A 25927-nucleotide genomic window follows, 5' to 3' on the forward strand; every position below is an offset into this window, starting at 1 on the left:
GGCCACCCTTTTCGGCCAAGCCCCCTCGGTCGAGACGGCCACACGACCCACCTCCCAGCGCCCAATGCCGCGCAAGCACCAGACCGGTCCCCAGGCACGGGCCTGCTGGACCGGCTCCGAGGCGGTCCTACTCCTCCTCTTCGGCCAGCCGAGCCATCTCCTCCGCGTACCGGCCCACAGCCTCCTGCTCCTCCACGGCCACGCGCCGCAGCGCCTCCATCACCTCGGCCGACGTCTGCTCAGCCATGGCCTCCTCCTTCATGGATTTCCTGTTGGTTTGGTGTCTGGTGGCCTTGATGGCGGCGGCCGGAGACGTACATGCGCCGGACGGTCGCACGGGCCGTTTCCACTGGAAACGGCCCAGCACCGCGTTCCCCGTGGCGGCGGGTGGCTCAGCCCCACAGTTTGCGGGTGAACTCCCTCGCCCACTCCGCCCGCTCCTGGTGCGTGCCGTGGGGCGTGCAGGGGGAGTTCGGGCGGGCCCGGCACGTCGGGCAGGTGACATCGGTCGCGTGCCAGGTCCGCGCTGCCGAACCCGCGGTCTCCTGCGGTTCCCGCTCCCTCCTGCGCTGCCGAGGAGGCCGGGGTTCAGCCCGGGCAGGCGGCGGAGCCTGGTGCTGGCGTTCGTCGGGGGCGCCCTTCTGCTCCTCGTCGGCGTCAATACGGTCCTCGCTCTGCAGGACGCGGTGTAGGCGTTCGTCGTGGGGAAGCTGTCGCTTCGCGCTGGGGCCGACGCGATCGTCGTTCTCGCACAGCGTGCCGGGGCCGGCGTGGCATCGCGGGCACCCCATCCGGTACCAGTCGCCGCGTGGCACCTGGTGGTGCAGCCGGGGGGCCACGGCGTTCATCCTCGCCTCACGCGCCCGGCCCTTCCGGCCGGACTGCTGCGGCCGCTCCTCGAGCGGACGTGTGGGGCTGGCTTCATGCTCGGGCGTGTCCGGTGCCGGCTGCGTCGGCCCGGCAGGAGCCTCGACTTCTTGCCGGGCCTTCTTCTGTGCGGCTTTCCGCTCGTCCAGGATCAGCTGTAGCCGCTCGTTGTGGCCGTTCTTACGTGGCTTCCCGCTGTTGGGTCCCTCGACCAGCACGCAGTCCTTGCCTTGCTCCGCGTTGCAGCGCGGACAGCTCCGCTGGATCCAGTACCGCCGCGCGACGTGAAACTGCGCCTGCAGTCCTCGTGCCGCCCGCTTCTTCCAGACCTCTACACGCCGCGCTTCGCCACGGGTCAGCAGGTCTCCAGCCGAGGCCGCGGACTCCAAAAGCTCCTCGACCTGAGGGCGCAGATCAAACGTGTAGGCGTCGTAGCCGCGAAGGCGTTGGAGAGCGGTGCGGACGCGACCCGCGGCCTTGCGTGCTTCCTTCTCCGTGTCAGCTTCCGCTTCGACCGCATCCCGCGTGAGGTCGTCCAGGCTCTCGAAGTACCTGATCGCCCGCTCGTAGACGGCCGATTCGGTGTCCGTACGATCCTCAGCTGCCCTCGCATTGACGCGCAGCAGAAGCCTGCGCACCCGCCCAGGCTTCTGCTCCTCCACCGCCCTGGTCAGGTTGGCGAACAGCTTGCGGCGCCCCTCGTCTTGCTCGACCAGCCAGATCCTCGCGTGGCGAACGGCAGCCTCGAGCTGCTCCTGGAGCTTCTCGCCCACACTGGTCAGATTCTCGATGTCCGTGCACACCTGCTTGACCACGGGAACGGACTCGATCCGACGTGCGTACACCAGTCGGCGCAGCAGGGCCTGGGCGCGTGCCTCTGGCTCCGGCACCTTCCTCGCCTTGCCGGGCGACCACAGCGATGGACGCGGCGCGGTGCGAGCCTGAACGATCTTCGCAACCGCCGGCGTCGACAACCCGCGCTCCGTCATCTCACACTCGTCCAGAGCGAACCATTCGATCGGCCGGGCGAACGCCTCGGTCCCGATCTGCACGTGGCGCGCGGTGCCCACGCTGTTCAGGCGGATCCGGTGCACGTACCAGCGGCGGATCAGTGTGTCGCGGTCGACCGGCACCATCGTCCCGAGGACTGGCTCGGCACCGTCGTCCCACACCGGCGTCACTGCGTGGTCCAGATGCACCCGCAGAGCGCCATGCCGCCAGCGCACATCCACGACGGACCCGATCGGCGCCCCTTCGGTGCGGGTGTACTCGAAGGTCGCCTGCTCCCCGCGGCCGGCGAGCCAGGCCGCGGCCGCCGACCGCACATAGAGGTGGTCCGCGCTGTCCACGCCGCGGGAGCGACGACCGCACACGTGCGGCAGGCCGTCCGGATCCGGGTGATGGGCGAAATGACAGGCCCGGTCCGTGTACAGCTTCGTGGTCAACTGCCCGCCGCAGCCGCCGAGCAAAGTCCCGCACCAGAAGGTGTCGTCCTCGTGGACACGGCGGAATGCATCCAGCTCGATGGCTTCCATCGGCAACATCAACGGCTCATCCGAGTCCGCCCCGCCGAGCACCGCCGTCTGAATCCGTCGCCTGTCCGTGCGCACAAACTCCCCCATCCCCTCCCGCCAACACATCCTGTCACCAGCCGAGTACACCAACCAGATCGCCTCTCCGCTCGCCTCAAGCCGTCCCGTCGCACAGTGCTTCGAGTTCTGCCCGGGGCAGAGTGAATGGAGGGGTGCGGACCTTCCAACCCTGCTCGACGGCGCGCCGCAGGCCGACCGACGGCACTCGTCCGTCGTAACCGTGGGCGGTATGGGTGATGCCTTCCAGGAGCAGGCCGACGAGCCTGGCCAACGCGATCGGGCCGCTGCGCCGCACGTGGGCCGCGGCGGGCTCATGTGGTCGCGAGGTCGGTGAAGCGCGTGTAGTGGGGCTGGAAGGCGACGTCGGCCGCGATGGCGGGCCGGGTGCTCCGCGCCTTCGCGACCACGAGGTCGGCTTCCATTGGCGTCCGCCTGCCCGACCTGGACGAGCTGCGCGCCCGCGGTGTGCTCGGGGCCCACCCCGTGACCTCCCGGCCCGGCCGGCGGACGCTTGCGCCCGGCAGCCAGACCGACTCAGCAGGCTGACCCGCGTGCACGGCCACGTCGCCTGGCCGTGCACGCGGTGCCCGAGCGGCTACTGCTGGGCCTCGGTGTTCTCGCGGATCGCCGCGGCGACCTCCAGCAGGGCATAGGCGACGGCCGCCAGGCCCTCCCCGATCGCGTCGGTCCTGTCTTCGTCTCCCTGCCGGCCGGCCGCCCGGTCCGCGTTGCGCTCCGCCTGGTACCCGTAGGTGGTCATGTCTGCCACGCCGTGGCCTCCCCTCCTCCGCCGGACCGCCCGGCGGACTCCTGCTGCCTCCCCTGTCGCATCCGCCGCGAACCGTACGAGGGCACGGTGACGCCCCCGGCCACTCACGGATCCCCGATAAGCCGTATCGGGGATCCATACGACACAAACTCTGCTACGGAAAAACGGGCGTGACGGGTACTCGGGGAGAGAGATGACAACTGCGGACCTCTCAGTCACGACGAGCGGCCCCCCGCGCCCGCCGGCCACCCGGGCGCCCGCACGGTTCGACCCGGCGACCGAGGACCGGCTCACCCGGCTCGACCACGAGGCGACCGCCCACGTCGAGAACAACCGCCCCGAGCGCACCCGCACCGGCTACGCCGCCGACTGGAATGCATGGCTCCGGTTCTGCGCCGAGGAGGATCTGCCCCCGGCCGCCGTCCGCACCGGCACCCTGGTGGCGTTCGTGGAGTGGTGCTGGCACCAGCCCGCCCGGCCCCCGAAGCCCGGACGCGAGCCAGGGAAGCTCACCGCTCCCTCCACCATCGACCGCCGCCTGTCCGGTGTCGTCGTCACCGCCCGCCGCGAGCTCAAGCTGCAGCTGCGCGACGACATCGCGGAGGAGGCCCGCGCCCTGCTGAAGGCGAAGGTCAAGGAGATGGAGAAGAGGGGCGAGCAGCGCGGCCGGGGCCCGGCGCCCGCCCTGCTGGTTGACGGGGGCCTGGTCGGTCAGTTGCGCGGGGCTCCATTCTCCCGTAGCGCCCAGGGTGCGGTAGCGCATGGGCACGGGCGGTGCGACGCTGATCTGCACGCGCGGGCGTCTGCCCTGGAGGCTCGGCCGCTTCCTCGACTGGGCCTACGGGGCCGGGCTCGTCCGCGTGTCTGGGATGGCTTATCAGTTCCGGCATCGGGAGCTGCAGGACTACCTGGCCCGCCGAGACCCCGATCACCGAAGCAGTGCCAGCGCCTCGGCGAGGGCTACCGATGCCTCGTGATGCTTGTTGAGCATGTTTTTGACGGTGGTAGCCGAGGTGCCGGTGCCGACGGCGACCTTTGCGAGTGGAGGCGCTCCTACGAGGTCAGCTTGGCAGCGAGGGGTTCGGGGCCCATGGTGGCCCGGTCGACTTCCACGAACGCCCGCAGCATCGACCCGTTGTCCTCGGGCCCGTTCTCGGTTACCAGGCGGCCCGACGGCGCTTGACCACCATCAGCGTAAGCAGCAAACCGGCAACGACCAGCACCGTGACGACGACAGCGGCCACGGGGCCACCGAACAGTACGGCGGAAATTGCCACCGCCGCCGGGAGCGAAGTCAGTACCGAACTGACGGCGTATCCGAAGAGCGCCCATGGGATGCCGCTGGCGGCCGTCCACACCAGAACACCGAGGAGGACCCATGCGCCCATGAGGAGTGGAATTAGCTTCTCAAGGAACGGTGAAGGGTTCGAGGAGTGTCCCTTGAGACTCAACTCGACCGCTCTTCCCTGGAAAGTTCGAAGAGTGGCGCTATCGCCCGAGTGCGCGGAGTCGTAGATGCCTTCCGTAGTGTCCAGCCACTCAACGCCAGACGGGCGTTGGACACCAACGTAGTAGTCAGTCCGACAGGATTGCGTTTCCGGTTGACCGTTGGCATCCACGCCGCCTCCGGAGCACCGCTCGTCGGTGCGACGGCCGACGACGGTCACCCGCTCCCAACCGATACAGAGGTCTTGTTGACCGGAATCACGCCTGGCTTCACAGTCAGACGCCTTCTGGTAGGCCCACTCCTGCTGGTACGGCTTCACCATAGCCTGCGCACAGAGCGCGACTCCGCCTGCTGCCACGAGGCCGATCAGCAGGCGCTTCCAGGGACGGAGTGGCCGCTCGCCCCGATCCCAGTAGCTGCTTCTGGGCCTCGCGCGCTTGAAGAGTCCAATCTTCACTGTGACCACCCCCACACACGTCCCCAACGGTAAGTCGGATGGCATGACGGAGCGACTATGTGTCAGGTAGCTCCGTATCTCCTTCACGCCCCGGTCAGGCCAGGGTGTGCCCTTGGCAATGGGAGATGCCAAGAGGCGTGATGGTATGCAGCACCGTGTTGCGGTCGCGGTGGCTGGTGATGAGCCCGGCGTCGCGGAGGATGGAGGCGTGTCGGCTGACCGTCGACAGCGGTGCTGCGGCCCGGGTGGCGAGTTCGCTCGTCGTGCATGGGCTGTCGGCTATGGCTCGCAGGACGTGTGCTCGGGTGCGGCCCAGCAAGGCATCCAGCGGATCTGCGGACAGGAAGCCGGAGGGTCTGGGCTGTGGACATCCAGTCGTTCCGACCGGGTGTGCCTGGAGATCGAGCACGTCGTCTACGACGCCGACGACGACGTGCTGCGGCACACGATCACCGTCGACTTCAGCGGCCAGCCGTACGTCACCCGGCACGTGCCCACCCCCGACAAACTCGCCCGCCGCGAGCTCCCGGACGCTCCCGCTGATCGGCGGATCTGGGTGGGCGCGGCCGGTACGGTGCCCACGACGACGTCGACAGCAGCAGGGGGAGAGCGTGGCGAAGGTTCGAGACCGCGGTGAGGTGTTGGGCTTCGGGGTGCCGGCCGCGCTCTTCCTGCCCGGGGTCGCCTATCTCGGGATCACCAACGGCCACCAGTTCATCGCCAACGACTTGATGGCGGCGGCCGCAGTCGGACATGCCCCGGACGGTCGCAGGCGTCGCCCGCGGTGGCCCGGCCCGGCCCAGCAGGACGGAGGCGGAGCGGCGAACGAGCAGCAGGAGCCGGCTGTACACCTCAGGTCAGGGCGAGGCGCTTCAGCGCGGTCGTCCAGTCGGTGATGATGGCCTGCTGTGCCGCCTGGAGCGTGACCTTCCCCGAGCAGACCGCGGTGTGCAGCTTCGTCTCCACCGGGTCCTTCTTGTTGTTGACCCCAGAGCCAGACCGGTGGCCCGGGTCGGCCGGCTCCACCCACAGATTCCGGGCGTCATTCGGATCCCCACCGAGCTGAAGGCTGATCAAGTGGTCGTACTCGGCGTCCCCGAGACGGCCGGAGTAGCCGTAGGAGACGGCGTTCGCCCTCTTCTCCTGCCGCGTCACCGACTCCGGCGGCCGGATGTTCTTCGTGTAACCGCCCTTACGGCAGATCGTCGACGCCAGATTCGCCTGCGTCACCGCAGGCGACACCGCACCAGGCGTACACGCAGGATCCTCCAGGGGCTCGCCCTTCTCGTAGCGGTAGCGACAGCTACCCGCGGGCGGTTGCCGCTGCACCGTGTACGTCGTCTGCGGCCCCGCCCCCACCGGGATCTTCGCTGCCCCCGCCGACACAGCAGTCGCTGGCGCTCCAGCAGCCGGCGCTCCGCCCTTCGCCGAGACCCCCGTTCCGGAAGACGAGACATGCGAACAGCCGACCAGCAGCAGACACGACAACAACACCGGCGGCACCGCGCGGCGAACAAACCCCATGACGACCCCTCACAGACAAGTGACAACTGGCTACATGCTCCCCTGCCCGCCTCCCGCTCTACCGCTGAGGCCGAGCTACTGGCCCGCGACCGGGAGCTACCCCTACGGGCGCCGGGGACGACGCGCGTGGGACGAGAGACGCCTCCCGAGGTAAAGAGCTACCCCCGCGGGCGCGGGGACGACGTCGGCATCGACCCGGGCACGGATCCGTTGTCGGAGCTACCCCCGCGGGCGCGGGGACGACGACACCAACTGGCAGGCCAAAGCCGCCTGCGCGGAGCTACCCCCGCGGGCGGGGACGACGGGAGGCTGACCTCCAGGGCGAAGCCGCTGCCGGAGCTACCCCCGCGGGCGCGGGGACGACGTCGGGGAGGCGGTCACGGAACCGGGCGGGGATGAGCTACCCCCGCGGGCGCGGGGACGACAAGAGGACGGCGCGTTCCATGCGGTCGAGGCGGGAGCTACCCCCGCGGGCGCGGGGACGACTCCAGGTCCCACGCCACGGTCATGCCCTGGTCGGAGCTACCCCCGCGGGCGCGGGGACGACGCCGGAATCCTTGCGCCGGACAGCCCTGTGACGGAGCTACCCCCGCGGGCGCGGGGACGACGATGAAGGAGCCGATCTCGCGGGCGTATTCGGCGAGCTACCCCCGCGGGCGCGGGGACAACTCGTTGGTGGGGCGGTCGTCGCCCGGCGTCAGGGAGCTACCCCCGCGGGCGCGGGGACGACGCGCGGATCACGGAGGTGCCGCTGGGCGCGGTGGAGCTACCCCCGCGGGCGCGGGGACGACGCCACCATCCTCGCCCCCGGCGTCGCCTCCGCAGAGCTACCCCCGCGGGCGCGGGGACGACGCTAGCCCGGCCGGCGCGTACCGGCCCTCAAGGGAGCTACCCCCGCGGGCGCGGGGACGACGCGGCCAGGGCCGTGTTCGCGCCCGGGATCAGGGAGCTACCCCCGCGGGCGCGGGGACGACTTGCGGATGGCGCTGTCACCGATGCTGGACAAGAAGCTACCCCCGCGGGCGCGGGGACGACCCCCGAACGCCGAGCACACCGGAGGCGACAGTGGAGCTACCCCCGCGGGCGCGGGGACGACGTGCGGCCCTGCGGGTTGAGGGGCCAGCCCTGCGAGCTACCCCCGCGGGCGCGGGGACGACACGGCCGTCGCCCTGGTGGCCGTGCTCGCGTGGGAGCTACCCCCGCGGGCGCGGGGACGACAGGTGCACGCGTTACCTCTCGGCCGGCCGCTCGGAGCTACCCCCGCGGGCGCGGGGACGACGGGGGTTGGAGCGCAGCGGAGACCCCCCAGAAAGAGCTACCCCCGCGGGCGCGGGGACGACATGCTGTCGAGCAGGTAGTCCACGGTGCGGGCGGAGCTACCCCCGCGGGCGCGGGGACGACTCCGAGTTTCAAAGTCGAACGGCTCGGCCGTGTGAGCTACCCCCGCGGGCGCGGGGACGACCTCCTACTGTTCGTGTGGAGTGCGGTGCAGGCGGAGCTACCCCCGCGGGCGCGGGGACGACGTCGACGAAGACCTCGCAGTCCGCGTCTACGAGGAGCTACCCCCGCGGGCGCGGGGACGACGACCCGCGCCCCCATCACTCCGTCCGTGAGGAGGAGCTACCCCCGCGGGCGCGGGGACGACTCCTGGCCGTCGCGCAGCCGGACGACGCCCGGGGAGCTACCCCCGCGGGCGCGGGGACGACCATCGCGGGGCCCCCTCTCAGAACCGGAACGGGGAGCTACCCCCGCGGGCGCGGGGACGACCGACCATGCGCGATACCCCCGGGTACTCGGAGAGAGCTACCCCCGCGGGCGCGGGGACGACTCGGCCTCCCAGGGGTCGCACACGTCCCAGGGGGAGCTACCCCCGCGGGCGCGGGGACGACTGGCGCGGTCTTCGACGGCTCTGGAGGACAGGAGAGCTACCCCCGCGGGCGCGGGGACGACGTGCCGAGCGTGGTCAGAGACGACGCAAGGCGCGAGCTACCCCCGCGGGCGCGGGGACGACCTCCCGCCGTGCGGTCAGCTCTTGCGAAGCCGGGAGCTACCCCCGCGGGCGCGGGGACGACCGCGGACCGGTACGGAAACTGACGCTATGGGAGGAGCTACCCCCGCGGGCGCGGGGACGACGGCAAAGCGACAGTCCCGGCAGGCGGGTCAGAAGAGCTACCCCCGCGGGCGCGGGGACGACGGCGGCTCCCTCGGTGAGGCGACGATGGGCCCGGAGCTACCCCCGCGGGCGCGGGGACGACTCGACAGAGTTGCCGGTGCAGACGACGGAGAGGGAGCTACCCCCGCGGGCGCGGGGACGACGTCCTCGCCCAGGTCCCGTTGCTCAACCAGCACGAGCTACCCCCGCGGGCGCGGGGACGACACTTCGTGACCTGCGGTGTTGTCAGGTGATCATGTCGTTTTGATTCACCTCGTTCGAGGGCCGCCAGGGCTGTCCGTTCTGGCGTGGACGGGCGATGAGGGTTAGGCCGTCAAAGTCGACGGGGGTCCAGCGGTCGCGGCCGGCGGTGCGGGCGGACTAGCCCTGTTCGGTGGCCGCTGGTTCGATCATGACGGCCTGGCCGTCGTGGATGCGTTCGGAGAGGAGGTTCCAGAGGCGGTCACGGATCCGGGGGTTGGGGCTGCCTACGTACACACCGGCGGCTACTTCGACGAACCAGCGGGTGAGGTGTCCGCGGAGCCCGGGTGGGGCCGCGATGAGTACGACCACGGTCGTCCCGGCGCTCACGGGGCCGTTCCGGCGGGGGTGGGGTCGGTGGGTTCGGGGATGACGTCGAGGTGGTGTGTGGCGCTCCAATTGCGGCCGCCGCTGACGACGGTGTCGCCGTCGTCCCAGAGGGCGCCGAGATCCTCGTCCGGCAGGTCGCCGCCGTCGGGGACGAGAAGCTGTTTGATGTCGGCGACGATGCGGGGCAGGAGTTTGCCCTGCACGGCGGCGTCCCGCAGGGCCGTACGTGCGTCGCGTTCCGAGGTGAGGCCTTGCGCGGCGAGGTCGAAGGCGAGGGGGATGGTGAACTCGGCCTTGTAGAGGTCGGCGATGTCCAGAACGAAGGAGAGGGCGTTGCCTGTGTGGACGAAGCCGAGAGCAGGGCTGGCGCCCAGTCCGGTGACGGCTGCGTGGCAGATGCCGTAGAGGGCCGAGTTGGCGGCGGACAGGAGCCGGTTGACGTCGTCGCCGGCGGCGAAGGCATCGCCGGGCTTGTAGTCGCGTTTGGTCCAAGGTACCCCGGTCCGTTCGGCGTGCTGGGTGTAGAGCCGGCGGATGCGGGTGCCCTCGCGGCCGCGGAGCTGCTGGAGGGTCAGGCCGGTGGTGTCCTCGCCGGGGAAGCGCATGTCATACATGCGGCGGGCGACGGCGACGCGTTCCTTGGGCCGGGTGACCAGCCAGGCCTGGCGGAGCTGGAGCTGGGAGCCGCGCGCGGTGCTGGTGCCGGTGGCGTAGAGGCGTACGCCCTGCTCGCCGACCCAGCACACGGCGGTGCCGGAGTCGGCGAGCAGGGTGACGGCGGGGTGGGTGATGCGGCTGCCGGGTCCGATGAGGAGGACAGCGAGCCAGGCAGCCGGAACGTGGACGGTGCGTGCCTTGTTGACCAGGACGATGGCGTTGTCGTCCCGGTCGATGTGGCAGCGCTCGGCGTAGAGGCTGGTGACGCGGTCCTCGAGCCGGTGGATGTCTTGCGGTCCGGTCCGCCACCAGGGTTCAGCCATGGTCCGCCTTGGTGGCGTGGAGCGGCGCGAGGGTGAGCAGGCCTTGTCCGTAGCTCTTGGCGGGGCCGATGCCGCCGAGGAGGCTGGCGCGCAGTGCGTCGGGGTCGGTGACGCGCAGACGTCCTTCGAAGGTGGCCGTGGACAGGGTGACGTGGGGGCCGTCGGGGCGCTTGCGGAAGCGGAGGATGTCGCGGTTGACGATGGTCACCGCGGGCCCGGTGGACAGGTCTTCGCCGTCTGTCTGCAGGCCGGGGGCAGGGGGTGCGGCGGTGGCGTCGGGAATGCTGAAGCCGTGGCGTTCGCATCGCGTGAGGAGCCATTGGAGTTGCTGGGCGGCGGTGCGGTGGGCGACGCGGAAGCCTCGGTGCCGGCTGCCGCTGTCGGCGTCTTCCTTCAGGCGAGCGGCCTGCTGGTCGGTCGGCCGGCTGGGCCGGGGGACGTTCTGGACGGGGTTGGCGGTGAGGCGGAAGCCGAACTCGCGGCCGCGGGCGATGCGTTCCAGCAGGGGTGTGTAGTCGGCGATGAGCGGGGCGCCTCCGTCAGCTCCGGGCCAGCCTGCGTCGTCGACGAGGTGGGACCAGGAGGGACGGCTGTCGGTGAGGACGAGGAGTTCGGCCCGGTGCGGGGTGTTGCTGTCCAGGCGCCACAGGACGCGCTCGGTGACCGGCTGCACGGCCAGTCCGGACAGGACGGCGGCGTGCAGGCGGTGCGGGCTGGAAAGCAGGGCCACGGCGGCGCGGCGGCGCGGGTTGAGGGCGATCTTCGACAGGTAGGGCATGTGGTCACCAGCCCAGGAGGGCGAACGGGTCGTGGTCGGAGTGTCCGGTGGTGCCGGTGTCCGCTGGGGGGCGGGCCGGCTGGGTGCGGCCGGTGGAGACGGTGACCCAGAGGTGACGGACGGCGCGCCGGCCGAACCGGGTTCCGGTCTTGAGGTCGTAGGTGTCGGGGACGTCGACGGCGGGCTGGTCACCGGCCGGGTCCTCGATGGTGGCCTCCAGGGACACGGTGGCGCTGCGGGCCTGCCGGCGGCGGTGGGCGCCTGCCTGCCATGGCACGTCCTTCAGGGCTTCCTCCAGCCCGGTGTCGGCGTGGAGTCCGAGGCTGACGGGTCCGGTCGGCGGGCAGGAGCGGCGGCCGAGGCAGAGCGGGAAAACGGGGTGGCGGACGGCTTCTTCCAGGCCTTCCATCAGGGCTTTCGGGCCGCGGAGGGCAGCGACGAAGACGGCGTCCTGGAGGTAGAAACGCTGGGTGACGCCGGTGTACTTGGGCGGGGTGGTCCGGGTCTGCTGTCCCTTGGCGTTGGTCTTGGCCGACAGCAGCGGCAGCCCGCGGTAGTCGCTGTAGGTGTGGTAGTCCCGCAGCAGGGTGCCGGGCTGGTCCACCCGGACGCCGAGTTGCAGGCCGACCAGGTCGGTGAGGGGGGCCTCACGGTCGCGGCCCTCGGCGGCGGACAGCAGGCCGAGGATGCCGGACTTGGTGGGCTGGGGACGCGTTTCGCGCCGGTTGTAGCGGGAGGGGCCGCCCCAGGACTGGAGCGGGGCGGCCAGCCGCAGTACGAGCACGGCGTGGTCGGTGCCGGTCATCGGGCGCCGGCCTCCGCGCTCTGGGCGGGGGCGATCTCGCCGTCAGCGAGCCACTGCCCGAGCAGGGCGTCGACGGAGTCGAGCAGGGAGGGGAAGGACAGGGAGGGGCCGAAGGCCTCGGTGATTTTGTCGCCTTCGGCGGTGTAGGTGGCCAAGGTCCGAAGCGGCTTGTCGCCCCAGGTCTCGCCGACCGCCTGGAGTTCGTCGGCGAGCCGCACGACGGATTCCGAGGCCAGGCCGGTGACGCCGGTGACGGGCTCTTCGTAGGCGGAGACGAGGTTCACGGGCTGGCCGGCGCGGACGGTCAGCAGCACCAGGTGGGGCAGGGTGCGGTGGGCGAAGGAGTTCTGGTGTCCGGTCGGCATGGACCGGGTGAACGCATCGACGAACCGGACCGCGGCCTGTCGGGTCTCCTCGGCGTCGGTGAGGTTCTCCCGCAGCTGGTGCACGCCGAGGACGGCGTAGCGGTACAGGGTGGAGGAGTTGAACTCGACGGTGCCGATCATGCCGGCGCCGTGGTCGTCGTGGTTCTCGTCGTCGACGGCGGTGTAGTAGTCGAACTCGGTGCGCACGGCGTGAGTGGACAGGGCGTGCGCGACCTGGACGGAGGCGTCCACGTTCAGGGCGGGCAGATCGGCGACCATACGGCCGAACAGGGCGACCTCGGCCGGGTGCCCGGTGGACAGGGTCTGGACGACGGCGAGGTTCTTCACCGCGTTCTTCAGATCGTCGTCGGGCAGGACGGCGAGCTCGGCAGCGCGGCCGTCAAGCAGCTTCACCAGGGCGTCGAGCTGCTTCTTGCCGAAGAACAGCAGGTAGGCGGACTGGTCGGCCTGCTTGGCGGACTTGGTGATGCCGAGCGGCTCCAGCAGGGCGGCGGCCAGGCGGTCGGCCTGCTCGCCGGTGAGGCCGGCGCCACCCTCGGCCGCGGGGAGGGCGAGACGCTGGGCGAGCAGGGCGGCGATCCGCTTGGTGCGGGTGGCCCGGTCCGTTTCCGGCACGTGCTTGGCGTATTCGGTGCGGGTGGCCCGCTTCCACGCCTGCGAGGAAACGCGGGCGCGGCGGGCACCGCCGTAGACCGCCTGCTTCGGGGTGCCGGAGTCGTCCCGGTTCACGTTGGACGGCGGCAGGCTCTGCAGGATGTGGACCTCGACGAAGAGGGTGGGCTGGCTCATGGCATGACTCCTTGAAGGCAGGGGGCGCCGCGCGAGCGGGCGCGCAGGAGGACGGGTTGACGTGGCGGGGTGGCGCCGGCCCGAAAGCCTTTGGGGCCGGTAACGGCCGGCTCGCCCGCGTGGCGTCAGGAGGAGGCGGCGATGTGGAAGTCGCGGTCCCACCGCTGCCGGAAGCCGGAGGCGGCATCCGGGCGGCGGGGGTCGTCCCAGGTCCGCACAGCGGTGCGGAGCAGGTCGTAGTCGAGTCCGACTGCGGCCTGGTTCAGCAGCGGGACGAAGGACCGCAGATGCATGGCGAGTTCGTCGGCGTCGGCGGAGGTGAGCAGAAGGCCCAAGCGTCGCTCCAGCGCGGCGGTGGCGGCCTTGCCTTCGCTGTTCGCGGCAGCCTTGCGGGCGAGGAGGCCAGCGGCGGTGCCCGGGCTGTGGCCCGTGAGGTGCATCCGCCGGTCGTGAGTGTGCTGGTGGCGGGCGAAGAGGGTGAGCGCGGTGTGCTCGGCCACCAGGTCCCGGGTGAGGGATCCCTTGTTCCGCCACTTTGATGCCATGCGGGTGCGGTGGAACGGCCACATGGCAGCGACCGTGCCCGGCTCGCGGCCGGTGCCCGAGCGCAGCGCGGCCAGTTCCGCTCCCGCCTGCGCGCTGGCGGGGTCGAACGTCACCCAGTACGGCGCCCGCTCCGGCCCGGCATTTTCCTCGTCTTCGGGGGCCAGTGTGCCGGGATCGGTGTACTGCAGGCCCCAGGACCGCAGCACCCGATTGCGGCCCGGTCCCTCCCATGCGGTCAGCTCGCGAAACAGGCGGGTGTAGTCCAGGCCGATGCCCGCCTGCCGCAGGAGCGGCACGAGCCGCTGAAGGTGCTGCACCAGCTCGTGGAGGTCCTGAGCGGTCGCGGCCGCGATCAGCCGCCGCTCCACGGAGGCCTGCGTCAGCGCCTGGCTGCGGCGCAGCATCAGGCAGGCGGTTCCCAGACCGACATCCGGCTGGTGGACGGGCTCGGACACGGCATGCTGGTGCAGCCCGAACAGGGTGAGCGTGTGGTGCTCTGCGACGTAGCGGCTAGGAAGGCGGTCGCAGCCGTCGTCCAGCAGGGGGACGCGATGCACGGACCGCAGGGAAGGATCGGTGCCGGCCTCCCGGTTGACGGCCTCGCGCAGGATGCGCAGGTTGCGTGCGACGTACTCGGGGAATTCCGGTCGCCGCCCCTGAGCGCGCGCCGACTGCCAGTCCCGGGCCGCCTCCTCCCAGAAGAACAGCCGGGTCCGGCCCGCCGAGGGGCGGATGCCGCCGGAGCTGCTGGTGGTTGTCATGCTGCGGCCGCCTCCTCGCGCTGAACGCGGCGTTCCTCGCAGGCCCGCGGCAGGATGTCGGCGAGCCTGGCCCGGAAGACGCCGAGAGCCTTGCCGCTGCGGTAGACGAACTCCTTGTCGCCGTTCTTCACCGTGCGGCCCACCACCGCCCGCGGCGGGGCTGCCGCCATCAGGAGGTCTGCCTCCCGGTCGGCGGCGATCAGCACGCACTGCTCCCAGGCCAGCAGTGCACGCTCCAGCAGTTCCTCGTCGTCCTCGCCGACGGTCCGCAGGCCGGCGAGCAGGCGGCGCATGGTTCCATCAAGGCTGTGCAAGAACTGCGCGGACGGCCTGCTGCCCTTGTCACGAGGCAGCGGATCGCCGCCGGCGGCACGCCGCAGGTCGTTGTTGAGACCGTCCAGGGCCCGGGCGGCCTGGTCCGCCTGCGCCACGCAGTCCAGCAGGGCTTCACGCAGCCCGTCGTCCTGAGCGAGCAGGGCCTTCACAGGCAGGGGCAGGTCGTCGCCGAGGGCGTTCTCCACCACGGCGGACTGCGTGCCGTACTCCAGACCCGACGTCTCCAGCCCCAGCGGATACTGCCCGGACAGCACCCCGGCGTGCTGCAGGTCTCCGATCTGGCGCAGCAGCTTCGAGGTGTAGGGACCGTCGCCCTGCACGGGCAGCGTCATCGCCAGGAGCGTTCCCAGCCCCTGCCAGGCGGCGCGGCCCGAGGTGTGCCGGCGGGGCCGCCGGTGGGGCTGTCCCTTCTTCGGCTTGGCGGTGTGCTGCCACGCTGTGTGCGGCTCGTCCTCGGGCGTCTGCGCCAGCCGGTCGCCGGCCGACACGATGGCCCGGTGAACCCGCAGCCCCTGCTCCGTCTCCCAGGCGATCAGCCGGATCCGGCGGGCCTGGAAGGTGAGCAGGTCCAGCAGACCGGTCGCCGGGCGCTCGGACCAGACAGCCTCGGCCGGCGACTTGCAGCCCAGGCCGGCCGGGCGCTCGTTCCACGCCCACTGCGGCCGGTCCCCCGGCTCCAGCCCGTCGTACAGGATGGGTGTATTCAGCAGCAGCGTCTCGTACAGCGTCTCGCCGGTGGGGACGACTACTCCGAGCTGACCGAGCGGCCCAGTCGGGTTCCCGGTCGTCTTCCCGTTCTTCGCCTGCGGGTCCCCCACAGCCCCGGTCTTGATCGACGCGGTGTCCCAGCAATGCACGTGCAGCAGCCACAGCGCCGCGTCCCCCGGCGGGAGCAGCAACTCGTCGGCCTCGCTGAGCGCGCTGAACAGGGGAACGTTGTTCCCGGACGCCACGGACGGCACCAGCTGAGCGGCCGTCTTCGTCTCCTTGTTCAACGCTTCCAGGCCGGCGACCTGAGCGAACGGGCGCTCCGGGTGAAACAGATGGAACCGGTCGCCGTAGCGGGGGCCCATATAGTGCGCGAGGCGGTCCCGTTCCTCCTGTGAGAAGCGGCCACGGTGAAACCGCTCGCTCCACTCCTGCCGGGTCCGAGGTGCTCCGAGGGCGTCGATCATCACCGGCAGCAGCAGCTGGCGGAGCACCACCGGCAGCATCGTGTGCACCGGCAGCTCAAGACGCCGAATGGCGTGCGCCTCGGATAACGCCTCCCCCAGGCCGACGCCCTGCCGGACGTCATCACGAACGACGACTTGGAGCCATCTGTCGTGAACGAGGTCTCCCTCGCCGGTCATGGCTGCTCCCCCCTCCATGGATGAGCCTTCCCACGTCCCCCCGGACGCATTGAACAGACCAAATCCCGTCTTTTCATGGGAAGTTGGTCTCTGTTGAGCATGGACAGCGTGTCAGGCAACGTTTGGTACTTCAAGCGGATCCGGCGACTCGGCGACACATCTGCCAAACCACAAAAATCCCGCCAGGAAGCAGGTACTCTGCGCACGGCTCGTGGAGCCGGAGCCCTCCCCGAAACGGAGCGAGTTCCACGGGGGTGTTCCCGCTTGCTACTTCACCCAGCACCAAAAGCCGTCCCCGCCACGCGGGGGAAAGCGGTCCCGGCCCGGCTCCACAGCCGACTCACCTCGAACCCCGCTCAATGACCAGCCCCAGCACCTCGTCATACGACACCCGGTCCGCGCCCAGCAGCGCCGTACCGTCCTCCTCCAGCACAAGCGCCGACCGGAAGCGCAGCCAGGGCCGGCCTGCCCACCCCGCAAGCGGACCCAGCTCCGCCCGGGCCGCCTCCGTAAGACGCGAAGGAAGACGGACAGTGCCGCCCATCAGCCGGTCCGTCACCTCATCGTCATCCACCTCACCGTGCACCCCCAGCCACGTCCCGTCGACAGCCCGGTAACCGCCGGCAACCCGTCGCACGATGACCACTTCGACGGACGGATCACCATCCCGGACGACGGCATCCAGCTCCTCCTCCGACGCGGCCCGGCTGCCGGCATAGTGAAGCCCCTCCAGCGTCGGAAAGGCCCACTCCCGCCGGCGGCACAGCAGGTACTCCCCGGCGCCCTCCTCCCGCTTCCGTTCCCTCGCCTGCCACTGCTCCCACGCGCCGGCCTCGTTCCACCCTGCCGGACAAATCCCGGTCTCCCCGTACGCCCGCGCCACCAGACCCGGCACGTCAGCGGGAATGCTCCACTCCCCCGCCGGCCCGCCCGCGTCCGCAGCCGTCAGAGCCCCTGCAGCCTCCGACACCAGGGCCGCCGCCCGCAGCAGCGACCACAGGCCATAGATCCGCTCCGAGGCCCGCAGGAACCGTGGTGTCCCGTCCTCCCCACATGCCACACCGGTGACCACCACCCGAGGCACGCGGTGGGCGGCCGGACGACGGGTACCACCGTGACGGTGCAGTCGGCCGATGCGCTGCAGGAGCAAGTCGGTCGGCGCCAAGTCGGTGATCAGTACGTCAGCGTCCACGTCGAAGGACTGCTCAGCGAGCTGGGTGGCGATCACCACCATCCGCTCCGGCCGGCCATCGCCGGCCTCCGGCCCCATAAGACGCAGGCACTCCGCTGTCCGCTCCGCACGGTGGGCAGCGCACAACCGCGCATGCAGCAGGTACACAACGCCGTCGAAGCCGCCCTCGCACAGATCACGGTAGATCCCCTGAGCCCGGTCGACCTGGTTGACCACCACCAGGGCAACTCCTCCGCCTGCGACGGCCTCCCGCGCAGCCGCGGCAACCCGCTTCCCCGAAGGATCCGTATCCGCCAGCCAGGCCAGCTGCACCGGCACCGACTCCCGCCAGGACCCCACCGCCTCCCGCGACGTCTCAACGACCGCCCCGCCGTTCACGCCGTAGGCCACCGTGACACAGGGGTACCCGGCTGGCTCCGGCACATCCTGATGCACATCCGCCGTGCCGAGCACACCAGACAGGTAAGCGTCGACGAACAGCTGCCGCTGAGCAGGCGGCAGCGTCGCAGAAAGCAGCACCACAGGAACCCCCGCCTGCCCCAGCCAGCGCAACGCCTCGACAAGGAACTGCCGCATATAGACATCCGCAGCGTGAACCTCGTCCACGACGACGACCTTCCCCACAAGCCCAGCGAACCGCAACATCACGTGCCGGGTCCGGGTCGCCGCATGCAAGAGATGATCAACCGTGCCCACCGCGAACGCGGTGAGCAGTCCGCGCTTGTCCCCCAAGAACCAATACGCCGGACCGTCCACCCCGAAACCGGTCGCCCGGCCTGTCGAAGACTGAGCTGACGCCATGCCGTAATCGGCGTCCTCGTCAATCGCACCAAAGTCGTCGTCGGCCAGGTCCACCACCCCGGGGCGGCCCTCGACCCCGCACCCACACCCGTCACCGTCCGGGCGCGACTTACCCTCCCAGATGGCCCGCCACCAGGCGTTGAACCGCCGACGGCCGTGCAGGAGCGCAACCTGTGACTCCAACTCCGGGTCAAAGGTGCGCACCCACCGCAGCACCTGCTCATACATCGGATCGCTCGTCGCCTGCGTCGGCATCGCAACAAACACCCCGTCGAGACCGAACCGCGCCGCCAGAACCTCAGCGGCCGCAAGCGCCGCCTTCGTCTTCCCCTCACCCATGGGAGCCTCAGCCACCAGCAGCCCCGGCGCCGGCATCGACCACGCCCGCTCCACCAGCTCCCGCTGCGACGCCCGCGGCTGCACACCCAGCCGATGAGTCAGCGGCGCCAGCGCGCTGTCCGGCAACGGCAGATCCCCCCAGCCGCCCCGAAGCCCCAGCCGCTCCCATGCCGCCACCGCACGCCGTCGCGCCTCGGCGAAGGAGACCAGACCGGCATCTGCAAGGCCGGGGAACTGACTGCTGTCGCTAGCGACCCAGTCCGCCATCACGATCAGACCCGACAGCGCCAGCTGCTCGGCCTTCCGCAAAGAGCCCGCTGGCCGCGCATCCGCCAGATCGTTGAAGCCCACGGCACGCGTGAAAACGTCCACGACCGCCCGCTGGGCCTCCTCCCAAACGGCACCCCTGCCCTGCGCTCCACGCGGCGGGCTCAGAGCAGCGGCCGACGGAAACGTCCCATGGTGTCCGGCGACCAGCGGCCACACCCACCCGGCAGCCTCCTCGCCACCCCACTCGGCAACCAGCCGCGGCATCAGCAGCACGGCTCCGGCCACATCATGACGCCACCGCCTCTGCCGACCCGCCGGTAACCGCCCCCACCTCAGCCCCGCCGCCAGCACCGGCGCCGCCTCGGCCGCGTCCATCGCCTGAAACGCCGGGCACGCCTTCCCACAGTCATGGATGCCGCACACCCACATGAACCACAGTCGCCCCCGGCCCCCGCTGATCTCGTCCAGCCGCCGCCGGAAACCGGCTGACACGTACCGGTCCCACATCACTCCCGCCACAGCAGCCGTGTCAAGCAGATGCCCCAGCAACAGATGAGTTCGTCCACCGTTGCGCGCGGCCGACTTCCCCCACAGCCGCGACACCCGCTCGACAGTCTCCGGCGACAGCCCCATCGCCTTCATCAACTCGACGACCGAAGCCTCCCGATACATGGCACCCCCAATCCAAGGTGCCGGCACCATAAACCCCGCCACTGACATCAAGGTCGTACCCAGGCCCCGAAAGGCGGGGGAGTGGTCGGCCACCAGCCGGGGATCTCCCGCACACGTCTGCCTGAGCAGAGCATCACCTGGCAGGGAATCGATCACTGATATGAGAAATCAGAGTCGAAACCACGTGAATGAAAAACCCAGTTCTTGGTAGCGTCGCCCCAGCTCAACAAGTATCGTCCCCGCGCCCGCGGGGGTTGCTCGTGGACCCCGCAAGGTCCGCCCAGTCTCGGCCGATCGTCCCCGCGCCCGCGGGGGTTGCTCCTGGGTTCGCCCTGGAGATCAGCCTTCCCGTGGATCGTCCCCGCGCCCGCGGGGGTTGCTCGATCCGGAAGGGGGAGATCCCTGCGGGCACGAAATCGTCCCCGCGCCCGCGGGGGTTGCTCCTCGTAAGAGGCCCACCGCCCGGAAGAAGCCGAATCGTCCCCGCGCCCGCGGGGGTTGCTCCCAGCGGTAGAGCATCGTGGTGCCGATGCGGGCGTCGTCCCCGCGCCCGCGGGGGTTGCTCCAACGGCGCCTATCCGACGATCGACACCGGCCTGGTCGTCCCCGCGCCCGCGGGGGTTGCTCCGTTACGCCGGTCGCGGTCACGGCCTCGGCGGTGTCGTCCCCGCGCCCGCGGGGGTTGCTCCCAGGCCACGGCCCAGGTTTCGTCAGTTGACGAGTCGGCCCCGCGCCCGCGGGGGTTGCTCCATTATTCGCGTTGTACCTAGGGGGGCCGTCCGGTCGTCCCCGCGCCCGCGGGGGTTGCTCCTCGAAAGCCGCCCGCGAATGGCTGGTGCTGTGGTCGTCCCCGCGCCTGCGGGGGTTGCTCCCAGTACAACCGCACGCACGCGCTGCTGATGGCGTCGTCCCCGCGCCCGCGGGGGTTGCTCGCTGTACGTGATCACCATCACCGGCCCCTACCGGTCGTCCCCGCGCCCGCGGGGGTTGCTCTGACCCGGATGCGCCCTGCTGCTCCCCCACATTGTCGTCCCCGCGCCCGCGGGGGTTGCTCCCTCCAGTGGGGCGGCTCCCCGTGGGCGGGCGTGTCGTCCCCGCGCCCGCGGGGGTTGCTCCATCGGGCACTCCGTGCTCAACGGCGACTGGGTGTCGTCCCCGCGCCCGCGGGGGTTGCTCGACGCCGTGCCCGACGGACGGGAGGCCCGTCGAGTCGTCCCCGCGCCCGCGGGGGTTGCTCGGACCCCGCCCGCGCCTGGTGATCGCTCCCGGAGTCGTCCCCGCGCCCGCGGGGGTTGCTCTCGACCAGGCCCCTTTCCTGGAGCCGACCATTCGTCGTCCCCGCGCCCGCGGGGGTTGCTCCACCGGAGGGGAAGGGGTATGCCGATGTGGCTGGTCGTCCCCGCGCCCGCGGGGGTTGCTCCTTCATCGCGCCGCCCTTGAGTTAACACACATTGTCGTCCCCGCGCCCGCGGGGGTTGCTCTTCTTCGATCCGCATGTGCGATTGGTAGTGCTCGTCGTCCCCGCGCCCGCAGGGGTTGCTCGCCCGCGATCAACGACGCCGAGCCGCACCTGGTGTGGTCCCCGTGCCCGAGGCGGTTGCTCGACCGAGCCGGTCAGGCGTCTGCCCGTGGTCCCGCGCAGGTATGCGCGGGCGCCCGGTTGCGCCGGCCTGGTCGGCGGGCCGGAGGGAGCGGCCCGGCGGGGAGGGCAGGCTGCTGCTGGTGAAGATCTGTCCCTGCAGCCGAGGACATCCAGCATGACGCGGGTGGAAGTCTCGGCGACCGTGGTAGTCCTGCCGGTGGTGAAGGCGTCCAGCATCGGCTCCACGGCCTGGGTAAGGGCGGCCCAGCGGGCGCTGGTCGCATAGTGCTGCCGCAGCAGCCCTGTGGTCCTTCGCCGGGCCAGGTCTCAGGCCGCGTCGGCACCATTCGGCTGCCTGGGCGCCGGCCGCCGCCCAGTTCACGCAGTGCAGCGTTCCGGTCGGTGGCCCCGCCATATGATCGCAGGCGATGGCCAGTCGTCTACATCCCTAGAGGGGCGCCTCGTGCCGCAGCTTGTCCGTGAGCAGCATGTTGATGTCTTCGTGGGCTACCACGCTTTCGCACTGCAGGAATCCGACGATTCGCTCCTCGAGCTGGAGTTCCCGGACGAATTCAACTTCGGCGCCTTCCTGAGTACCCATCCCGGACGCCTGGACATCACGAGCGCCGGCCATACCCACACTGCCTCTCTCACGGTTGAGGTGTGGGACGGGCCCGCGCCTGTGCAGGACGCCGCAGCGTGGGAAGAGCAGGCGGAGGCAGACTTCGAGTCGGTCAGCGGCCAGGTCGCGGTGTGGTCGATGAGCCTGGGCCGGCTCGATGACCTGGTCACGCTGGCGGACTCGAGCGGGTTATGGCGCGTGCGTGTCAGTTCCTCGGGCCGGGCTGATGTCAAGGCCTTGGCCGAGAGCGAGGAAAGCATCAAAGGAGTCGAACGCTACCTCGTACAGTTCTGGCCTGCCGGTTCGTAGCCCCCGTGACGTGCGGGAGTGGCCGGCCGCTTCCGAGGTGAGGTGCATCAGCCGATGATCTTGACGATGAAGCCGTCGTCCATGCCGTCGAGGATTCGGTCCTTGCTGTAGAAGCTCTTCAGGATGAGCCCACCAGCCTGGTTGTCTTCCTTGGCGATGGGTTTCACCGAGAAGTTGAACTTCCGCACCTCAGGGTCGTAGTCGTGTTCGGCAGCACCTTCATAGGTACTGGCGAACGGGTATTCGTCGCAATCGCGCGTCCCACCATGGGAGTACCCGTCCCCCCAGTAGCGCCTGCACTGCTTCTTCGCCGCGTTGCGGTTGTCCTCGTTCCGCTTCCCGCTCACTGTCCGGTGCAGCGGAGCCTTGACAGTCTGACCGGGCACATTCTTAGCCGACATGTACGGCTTGGTGTCCTCCGGATGCGTGAACGCCGTCTTGATGTGCTGGGCTTCGGCACGTTCCTCCGCCCCCGGCTTCGCACTCAAAGTCAGCGACGCGTAGTAGGCGAAGCTTGCCGCACCCTTCTTCGCCGGGTTTCCGCCACCGGTGGAGTTCGGCAGATAGGACGCAGCGTCCCATAGAGGTGCGAGCATGAACAGCTTGCCGCCTGTGTCGCCGCTCAGCTGCCAGGGAGCCGGCGGTTGGAAACTGACCGCCGGCTCGTAGACCGCAGCCAACACATCCGAGCGTCCGCTTCCCTGGCCGGGCTTGGCGTTCATCGTGTGGTGAAACGTGCGCAGCGCCTTCAACTGCGACCACGTCTTGGTGCCGGGCATGTTCCCGCCCTGCGTGAAGTGGGCACCCGACGGCCAGGTCTTCGGGGTGGTTCCCTTGGTGCTGATGGGCATGGTCAGGGCCCCGGTCCTGCCGGTCACCTCAAAATCGGTGTAGTAGTACTGATAGTCGATGGTGCGACTGTTCTTCGCGATGGTTCCGACGACACGCAGATTGAACATGCTGGCACCGGAGGGACGGCCGTTGACAAGCCACTCCTGAACGAACGAGGCGCCATCACACACGGCGAACCGCGACTTCACGAAGAACGGGTTGTCGGAACCCAAGCCCTTTTTACACTCGTCGAACGTCATCGTCCTCGCCGGTTCCGGTGCCGACACACCCGGCCCGGCCCCCGGCGCCCCCCCTGGAATCATCGCCCGACGACGCGTAAGCGGAGGCCCGACGCGACACGGGCGCATACGCGGCCGCCGGCCCCCTCGTCTCCTGCGCCAGCCGCGCGCCAGAATCAGCTTGCCCCGCCAACTGCTGCAAGTGGCTTCGCCCCTGCGGAGTCGCCAATTCCTGCAGCGGCGAATTCACCTCACCAAGCGGCAAAACGTACGACTCCACCCGCAGCTCGCCCCGCTCCTCCGCGCTCGCCAACGCCGGGGCGGCGGCGGACATGACAACGAGGGCCGTAAGTGCCGTCAGCAGCCTGCCGCCAGACGGCGACCACCCTGTACTGCCCATCTACAAACCCCCGAACTGATGCGCCGCCGGATCTCACCTCCAACGACTGGTCAGCACACAGACTCATGAACACGCGAGCGAAAACGTGTCCTACGAGCCTGACTTGTCCTGATCACCATGACACTCTGACCGAGATCACCCGACCGTCACGATTCCTGGCAGCCCAGAACGGCAAACACGGCAGGCCCCAGTCACACGCACCCGCCAGGAACTACCGGCGGCTCTCCACGCCTGCGACAGCATGGTGACCCTGCCCTGCGGGGTGAGCGAGTACCCCGCGTGGGCGCGCGGGGACGAGCCCGCAGGACGTGGTCTGCCACCTGCTGGGGAAGCTCCTCACACATCTGGCTGGGCGGAACATCACCTGGCAAATCGTCGATCACCGATGTGAGAAATCAGAGCGGAACCTACGTGAATGAAAAACGCAGTTCTTGGTAGCGTCATCCCAGCTCAACAAGTGTCGTCCCCGCGCCCGCGGGGGTTGCTCCTTCGTCATCGCCTCCGACGCCACCGTCGCCAGGTCGTCCCCGCGCCCGCGGGGGTTGCTCCCGGGTCCCGTTGACCCAGACGCCGCCCGCGGGGTCGTCCCCGCGCCCGCGGGGGTTGCTCCACCCGGGTCGAGCCGCTCCTAGACGAGCTGGTGTCGTCCCCGCGCCCGCGGGGGTTGCTCCGGCGGTGGTGGAGGCGGCGGGCTTCGGAGTCGGTCGTCCCCGCGCCCGCGGGGGTTGCTCGGCTCCGGAGATCCTCGCGAGTCCTCTGGAGGAGTCGTCCCCGCGCCCGCGGGGGTTGCTCCGACCACACCGACCCGGGCAGCTGGCCCTCCTTGTCGTCCCCGCGCCCGCGGGGGTTGCTCGGTGCCGGAGCAGAGCAGGAGGACCCACAGGCTGTCGTCCCCGCGCCCGCGGGGGTTGCTCTGTTCCGGGGCTCACTGTGCACGCCCCTGCTCCGTCGTCCCCGCGCCCGCGGGGGTTGCTCCTACCACACCTACGATCCCAACGACCCGTACAAGTCGTCCCCGCGCCCGCGGGGATGGTCTCGTCCGGATCATGCATGCCAGTCCGGATAGTCCCCGATCGCCACGTCGTCGCAGAAGGTTTCCCAGAAACCGTTGTCCGCGAGAGCTGTCCCGTCGATGCCTGAGATGAGTTCGGGTAGTTCCTCCGCCACCTCCTCGAACATCTCTTCGTCACCCTCTGTATAGAACGGGAAGCGTGTGATCACGGCCGCGGCGCATCGGTTGAAGGAGTCGAGGTCGCGGTTCACGTGGTGGGTTGGCGTTGACTCGACACTGGGGACCTGCACCACGTGACCACTGGACAAGTCAACGGCGATACGTCCGGACCAGCCGCTCATCGCGATGGCGACCAGGCCCCGTTCGCCGATCCCTGCGAAGTACACCGGCTCGCTCAGCGGCCGGTACTCGTATCCGATCAAACGGCCTGGGATGCCGGTCTTCCCGAGGTGGACAGCGATCTGGGTGGGTACTTCCGGCGATGTCTCGACGGTGATCAAGAAGAATTCGGGCTTCGGTAACGGCGGCAGAGACTCGCTCACGGGAAGATCCTCTACCAATGGACTGCCAGGCAACACCCATAGGCCTACGAAGCAGAGCAACTGCTCCCCGCACCGCCGGCGGGATGATCAGGGCAGCGGGACCGGGGGACGCCACTGCGATCAGTCAGCGACTGCGTTCCCCGGTACGTCCTCATCGAAGAAGGTGGCCGCGGCCAGACGGCCCCTAGCAGAAGGCCGTGGGCGGTGGCGAGGGCTTGGAGGCGGGCGGCCATAGCCTGCGGGCCGAGGGCTGCCAGAGCCCGGAGGGCGCTGAGCCTGCATTGCCCTGCGGGGTGAGCGAGTACCCCCGCGCGGGCGCGGGGACGAGCCCGAAGGGCGTGGTCTGCCACCTGCCGGGGAAGTTCCTCACACCTCCCGCTGGGCGGAACACCACCCGGCAGGTCGTCGATCACCGATGTGAGAAATCAGAGCGGAACCCACGTGAATGAAAAACCCAGTTCTTGGTAGCTTCACCCCAGCTCAACAAGTGTCGTCCCCGCGTCCGCGGGGGTTGCTCCCCAAGAGCGCGAGAGCTGCACACGTGACTGGAGTCGTCCCCGCGTCCGCGGGGGTTGCTCCAGGCCGCCCGCTCCTTCCTTGCCTGGCTGACCGTCGTCCCCGCGTCCGCGGGGGTTGCTCCTTCAGGTCTTGGCTGCCCGATCGCGGCGTCCCGTCGTCCCCGCGTCCGCGGGGGTTGCTCCTCGACGGACGCCGGGTGCCGGTGGGTGCTGGGGTCGTCCCCGCGTCCGCGGGGGTTGCTCCTCGGCGCGCAGGAGCGGGCCGGGCTGCGGGTGGTCGTCCCCGCGTCCGCGGGGGTTGCTCGGGTGCTTGGGTCGAGGTCGACCGGGACGATCAGTCGTCCCCGCGTCCGCGGGGGTTGCTCGCTGTAGCCGTTCATCCGGCCGGTGGACGCGACGTCGTCCCCGCGTCCGCGGGGGTTGCTCGACCGAGAAGGGCCGGCACGGCATCTACGCGGGGTCGTCC

18 protein-coding genes and 4 CRISPR repeat arrays are annotated in these 25927 nt (G+C 70.3%); of the genes, 2 read left to right on the top strand and 16 right to left on the bottom strand.

The features are described from left to right. Positions 1-392 precede the first annotated feature (392 nt). The 5 genes from ACFVIU_RS34540 to ACFVIU_RS34560 all read right to left on the bottom strand — a co-directional run bounded on the left by ACFVIU_RS34540 (position 393) and on the right by ACFVIU_RS34560 (position 5622). On the bottom strand, positions 393-2402 hold the full coding sequence (locus tag ACFVIU_RS34540; RefSeq protein WP_385847430.1) for a hypothetical protein: 2010 nt from the start codon (positions 2400-2402) through the stop codon (positions 393-395). A 652-nt stretch (positions 2403-3054) separates the two neighbouring features. Further along, a complete protein-coding gene (locus ACFVIU_RS34545; protein WP_385847431.1) occupies positions 3055-3228 on the bottom strand; it encodes a hypothetical protein in 174 nt (57 codons plus the stop codon). A 211-nt stretch (positions 3229-3439) separates the two neighbouring features. After that, the gene (locus tag ACFVIU_RS34550; protein WP_385847432.1) at positions 3440-4021 is read right to left on the bottom strand and encodes a hypothetical protein; all 582 of its coding nucleotides are present in this window, start codon (positions 4019-4021) and stop codon (positions 3440-3442) included. A 364-nt stretch (positions 4022-4385) separates the two neighbouring features. Beyond that, positions 4386-5132 carry a hypothetical protein gene (locus ACFVIU_RS34555; protein WP_385847434.1) on the bottom strand — a complete coding sequence of 249 codons (747 nt, stop codon included), beginning with the start codon at positions 5130-5132 and terminating at the stop codon, positions 4386-4388. 94 nt (positions 5133-5226) lie between these two features. Next, positions 5227-5622 (bottom strand): winged helix-turn-helix domain-containing protein, encoded by a 396-nt coding sequence (locus ACFVIU_RS34560; protein WP_385847435.1) that lies wholly within the window; start codon positions 5620-5622, stop codon positions 5227-5229. Here ACFVIU_RS34560 and ACFVIU_RS34565 point away from each other — a divergent pair. Then, positions 5521-5769, top strand: a complete 249-nt coding sequence (locus tag ACFVIU_RS34565) for a hypothetical protein (protein ID WP_385847453.1) — start codon at positions 5521-5523, stop codon at positions 5767-5769. The genes ACFVIU_RS34560 and ACFVIU_RS34565 overlap by 102 nt on opposite strands. A 215-nt stretch (positions 5770-5984) precedes the next feature. On the opposite strand, the gene ACFVIU_RS34570 is transcribed toward ACFVIU_RS34565, so the two are convergent. The 9 genes from ACFVIU_RS34570 to cas3 form a co-directional block, all read right to left on the bottom strand. Further along, positions 5985-6656, bottom strand: coding sequence for a hypothetical protein (locus ACFVIU_RS34570; protein ID WP_385847436.1), 672 nt, complete (start codon positions 6654-6656; stop codon positions 5985-5987). Positions 6657-6750: 94 nt separating this feature from the next. Then, a CRISPR array of direct repeats spans positions 6751-9033; the repeat unit is 28 nt; unit sequence GAGCTACCCCCGCGGGCGCGGGGACGAC. Between the two features lie 156 nt (positions 9034-9189). Next, positions 9190-9399: a type I-E CRISPR-associated endoribonuclease Cas2e gene (gene cas2e, locus ACFVIU_RS34575; RefSeq protein WP_385847437.1), complete on the bottom strand. Its 210-nt coding sequence runs from the start codon at positions 9397-9399 to the stop codon at positions 9190-9192. Then, positions 9396-10379 (bottom strand): type I-E CRISPR-associated endonuclease Cas1e, encoded by a 984-nt coding sequence (gene cas1e, locus ACFVIU_RS34580; protein ID WP_385847438.1) that lies wholly within the window; start codon positions 10377-10379, stop codon positions 9396-9398. Before cas1e ends, cas2e begins: the two co-directional genes overlap by 4 nt. Beyond that, on the bottom strand, positions 10372-11157 hold the full coding sequence (cas6e, locus tag ACFVIU_RS34585) for a type I-E CRISPR-associated protein Cas6/Cse3/CasE (protein ID WP_385847440.1): 786 nt from the start codon (positions 11155-11157) through the stop codon (positions 10372-10374). Before cas6e ends, cas1e begins: the two co-directional genes overlap by 8 nt. A gap of 4 nt (positions 11158-11161) precedes the next feature. Then, positions 11162-11962: a type I-E CRISPR-associated protein Cas5/CasD gene (gene cas5e / locus ACFVIU_RS34590; RefSeq protein WP_385847441.1), complete on the bottom strand. Its 801-nt coding sequence runs from the start codon at positions 11960-11962 to the stop codon at positions 11162-11164. Continuing rightward, positions 11959-13137 carry a type I-E CRISPR-associated protein Cas7/Cse4/CasC gene (cas7e, locus tag ACFVIU_RS34595; protein ID WP_385847442.1) on the bottom strand — a complete coding sequence of 393 codons (1179 nt, stop codon included), beginning with the start codon at positions 13135-13137 and terminating at the stop codon, positions 11959-11961. The genes cas5e and cas7e overlap by 4 nt, the downstream gene beginning before the upstream one ends. A gap of 125 nt (positions 13138-13262) precedes the next feature. Beyond that, positions 13263-14444 (bottom strand): type I-E CRISPR-associated protein Cse2/CasB, encoded by a 1182-nt coding sequence (gene casB, locus ACFVIU_RS34600; RefSeq protein WP_385847443.1) that lies wholly within the window; start codon positions 14442-14444, stop codon positions 13263-13265. Next, the gene (gene casA, locus ACFVIU_RS34605; protein WP_385847444.1) at positions 14441-16132 is read right to left on the bottom strand and encodes a type I-E CRISPR-associated protein Cse1/CasA; all 1692 of its coding nucleotides are present in this window, start codon (positions 16130-16132) and stop codon (positions 14441-14443) included. The genes casB and casA overlap by 4 nt, the downstream gene beginning before the upstream one ends. A gap of 340 nt (positions 16133-16472) precedes the next feature. After that, positions 16473-19406, bottom strand: a complete 2934-nt coding sequence (gene cas3, locus ACFVIU_RS34610; RefSeq protein ID WP_385847445.1) for a CRISPR-associated helicase Cas3' — start codon at positions 19404-19406, stop codon at positions 16473-16475. Positions 19407-19639: 233 nt separating this feature from the next. Next, positions 19640-21009: direct repeats of the CRISPR family, unit length 27 nt; unit sequence TCGTCCCCGCGCCCGCGGGGGTTGCTC. Positions 21010-21451: 442 nt separating this feature from the next. Here cas3 and ACFVIU_RS34615 point away from each other — a divergent pair. Beyond that, entirely contained in the window at positions 21452-21919 is a 468-nt protein-coding gene (locus tag ACFVIU_RS34615; protein WP_385847447.1) for a hypothetical protein, read from the top strand. Positions 21920-21966: 47 nt separating this feature from the next. Here ACFVIU_RS34615 and ACFVIU_RS34620 read toward each other — a convergent pair whose 3' ends face one another. Both ACFVIU_RS34620 and ACFVIU_RS34625 read right to left on the bottom strand, forming a co-directional pair. Then, positions 21967-23010 carry a hypothetical protein gene (locus ACFVIU_RS34620; protein ID WP_385847448.1) on the bottom strand — a complete coding sequence of 348 codons (1044 nt, stop codon included), beginning with the start codon at positions 23008-23010 and terminating at the stop codon, positions 21967-21969. Positions 23011-23848: 838 nt separating this feature from the next. Next, positions 23849-24425: direct repeats of the CRISPR family, unit length 28 nt; unit sequence GTCGTCCCCGCGCCCGCGGGGGTTGCTC. An 8-nt stretch (positions 24426-24433) separates the two neighbouring features. Then, positions 24434-24943, bottom strand: a complete 510-nt coding sequence (locus tag ACFVIU_RS34625; protein ID WP_385847450.1) for an SUKH-4 family immunity protein — start codon at positions 24941-24943, stop codon at positions 24434-24436. A gap of 489 nt (positions 24944-25432) precedes the next feature. Next, a CRISPR array of direct repeats spans positions 25433-25887; the repeat unit is 28 nt; unit sequence GTCGTCCCCGCGTCCGCGGGGGTTGCTC. Positions 25888-25927 lie beyond the last annotated feature (40 nt).

Source organism: Streptomyces sp. NPDC127190 (genome assembly GCF_042672505.1).
GTDB lineage: Bacteria > Actinomycetota > Actinomycetes > Streptomycetales > Streptomycetaceae > Streptomyces.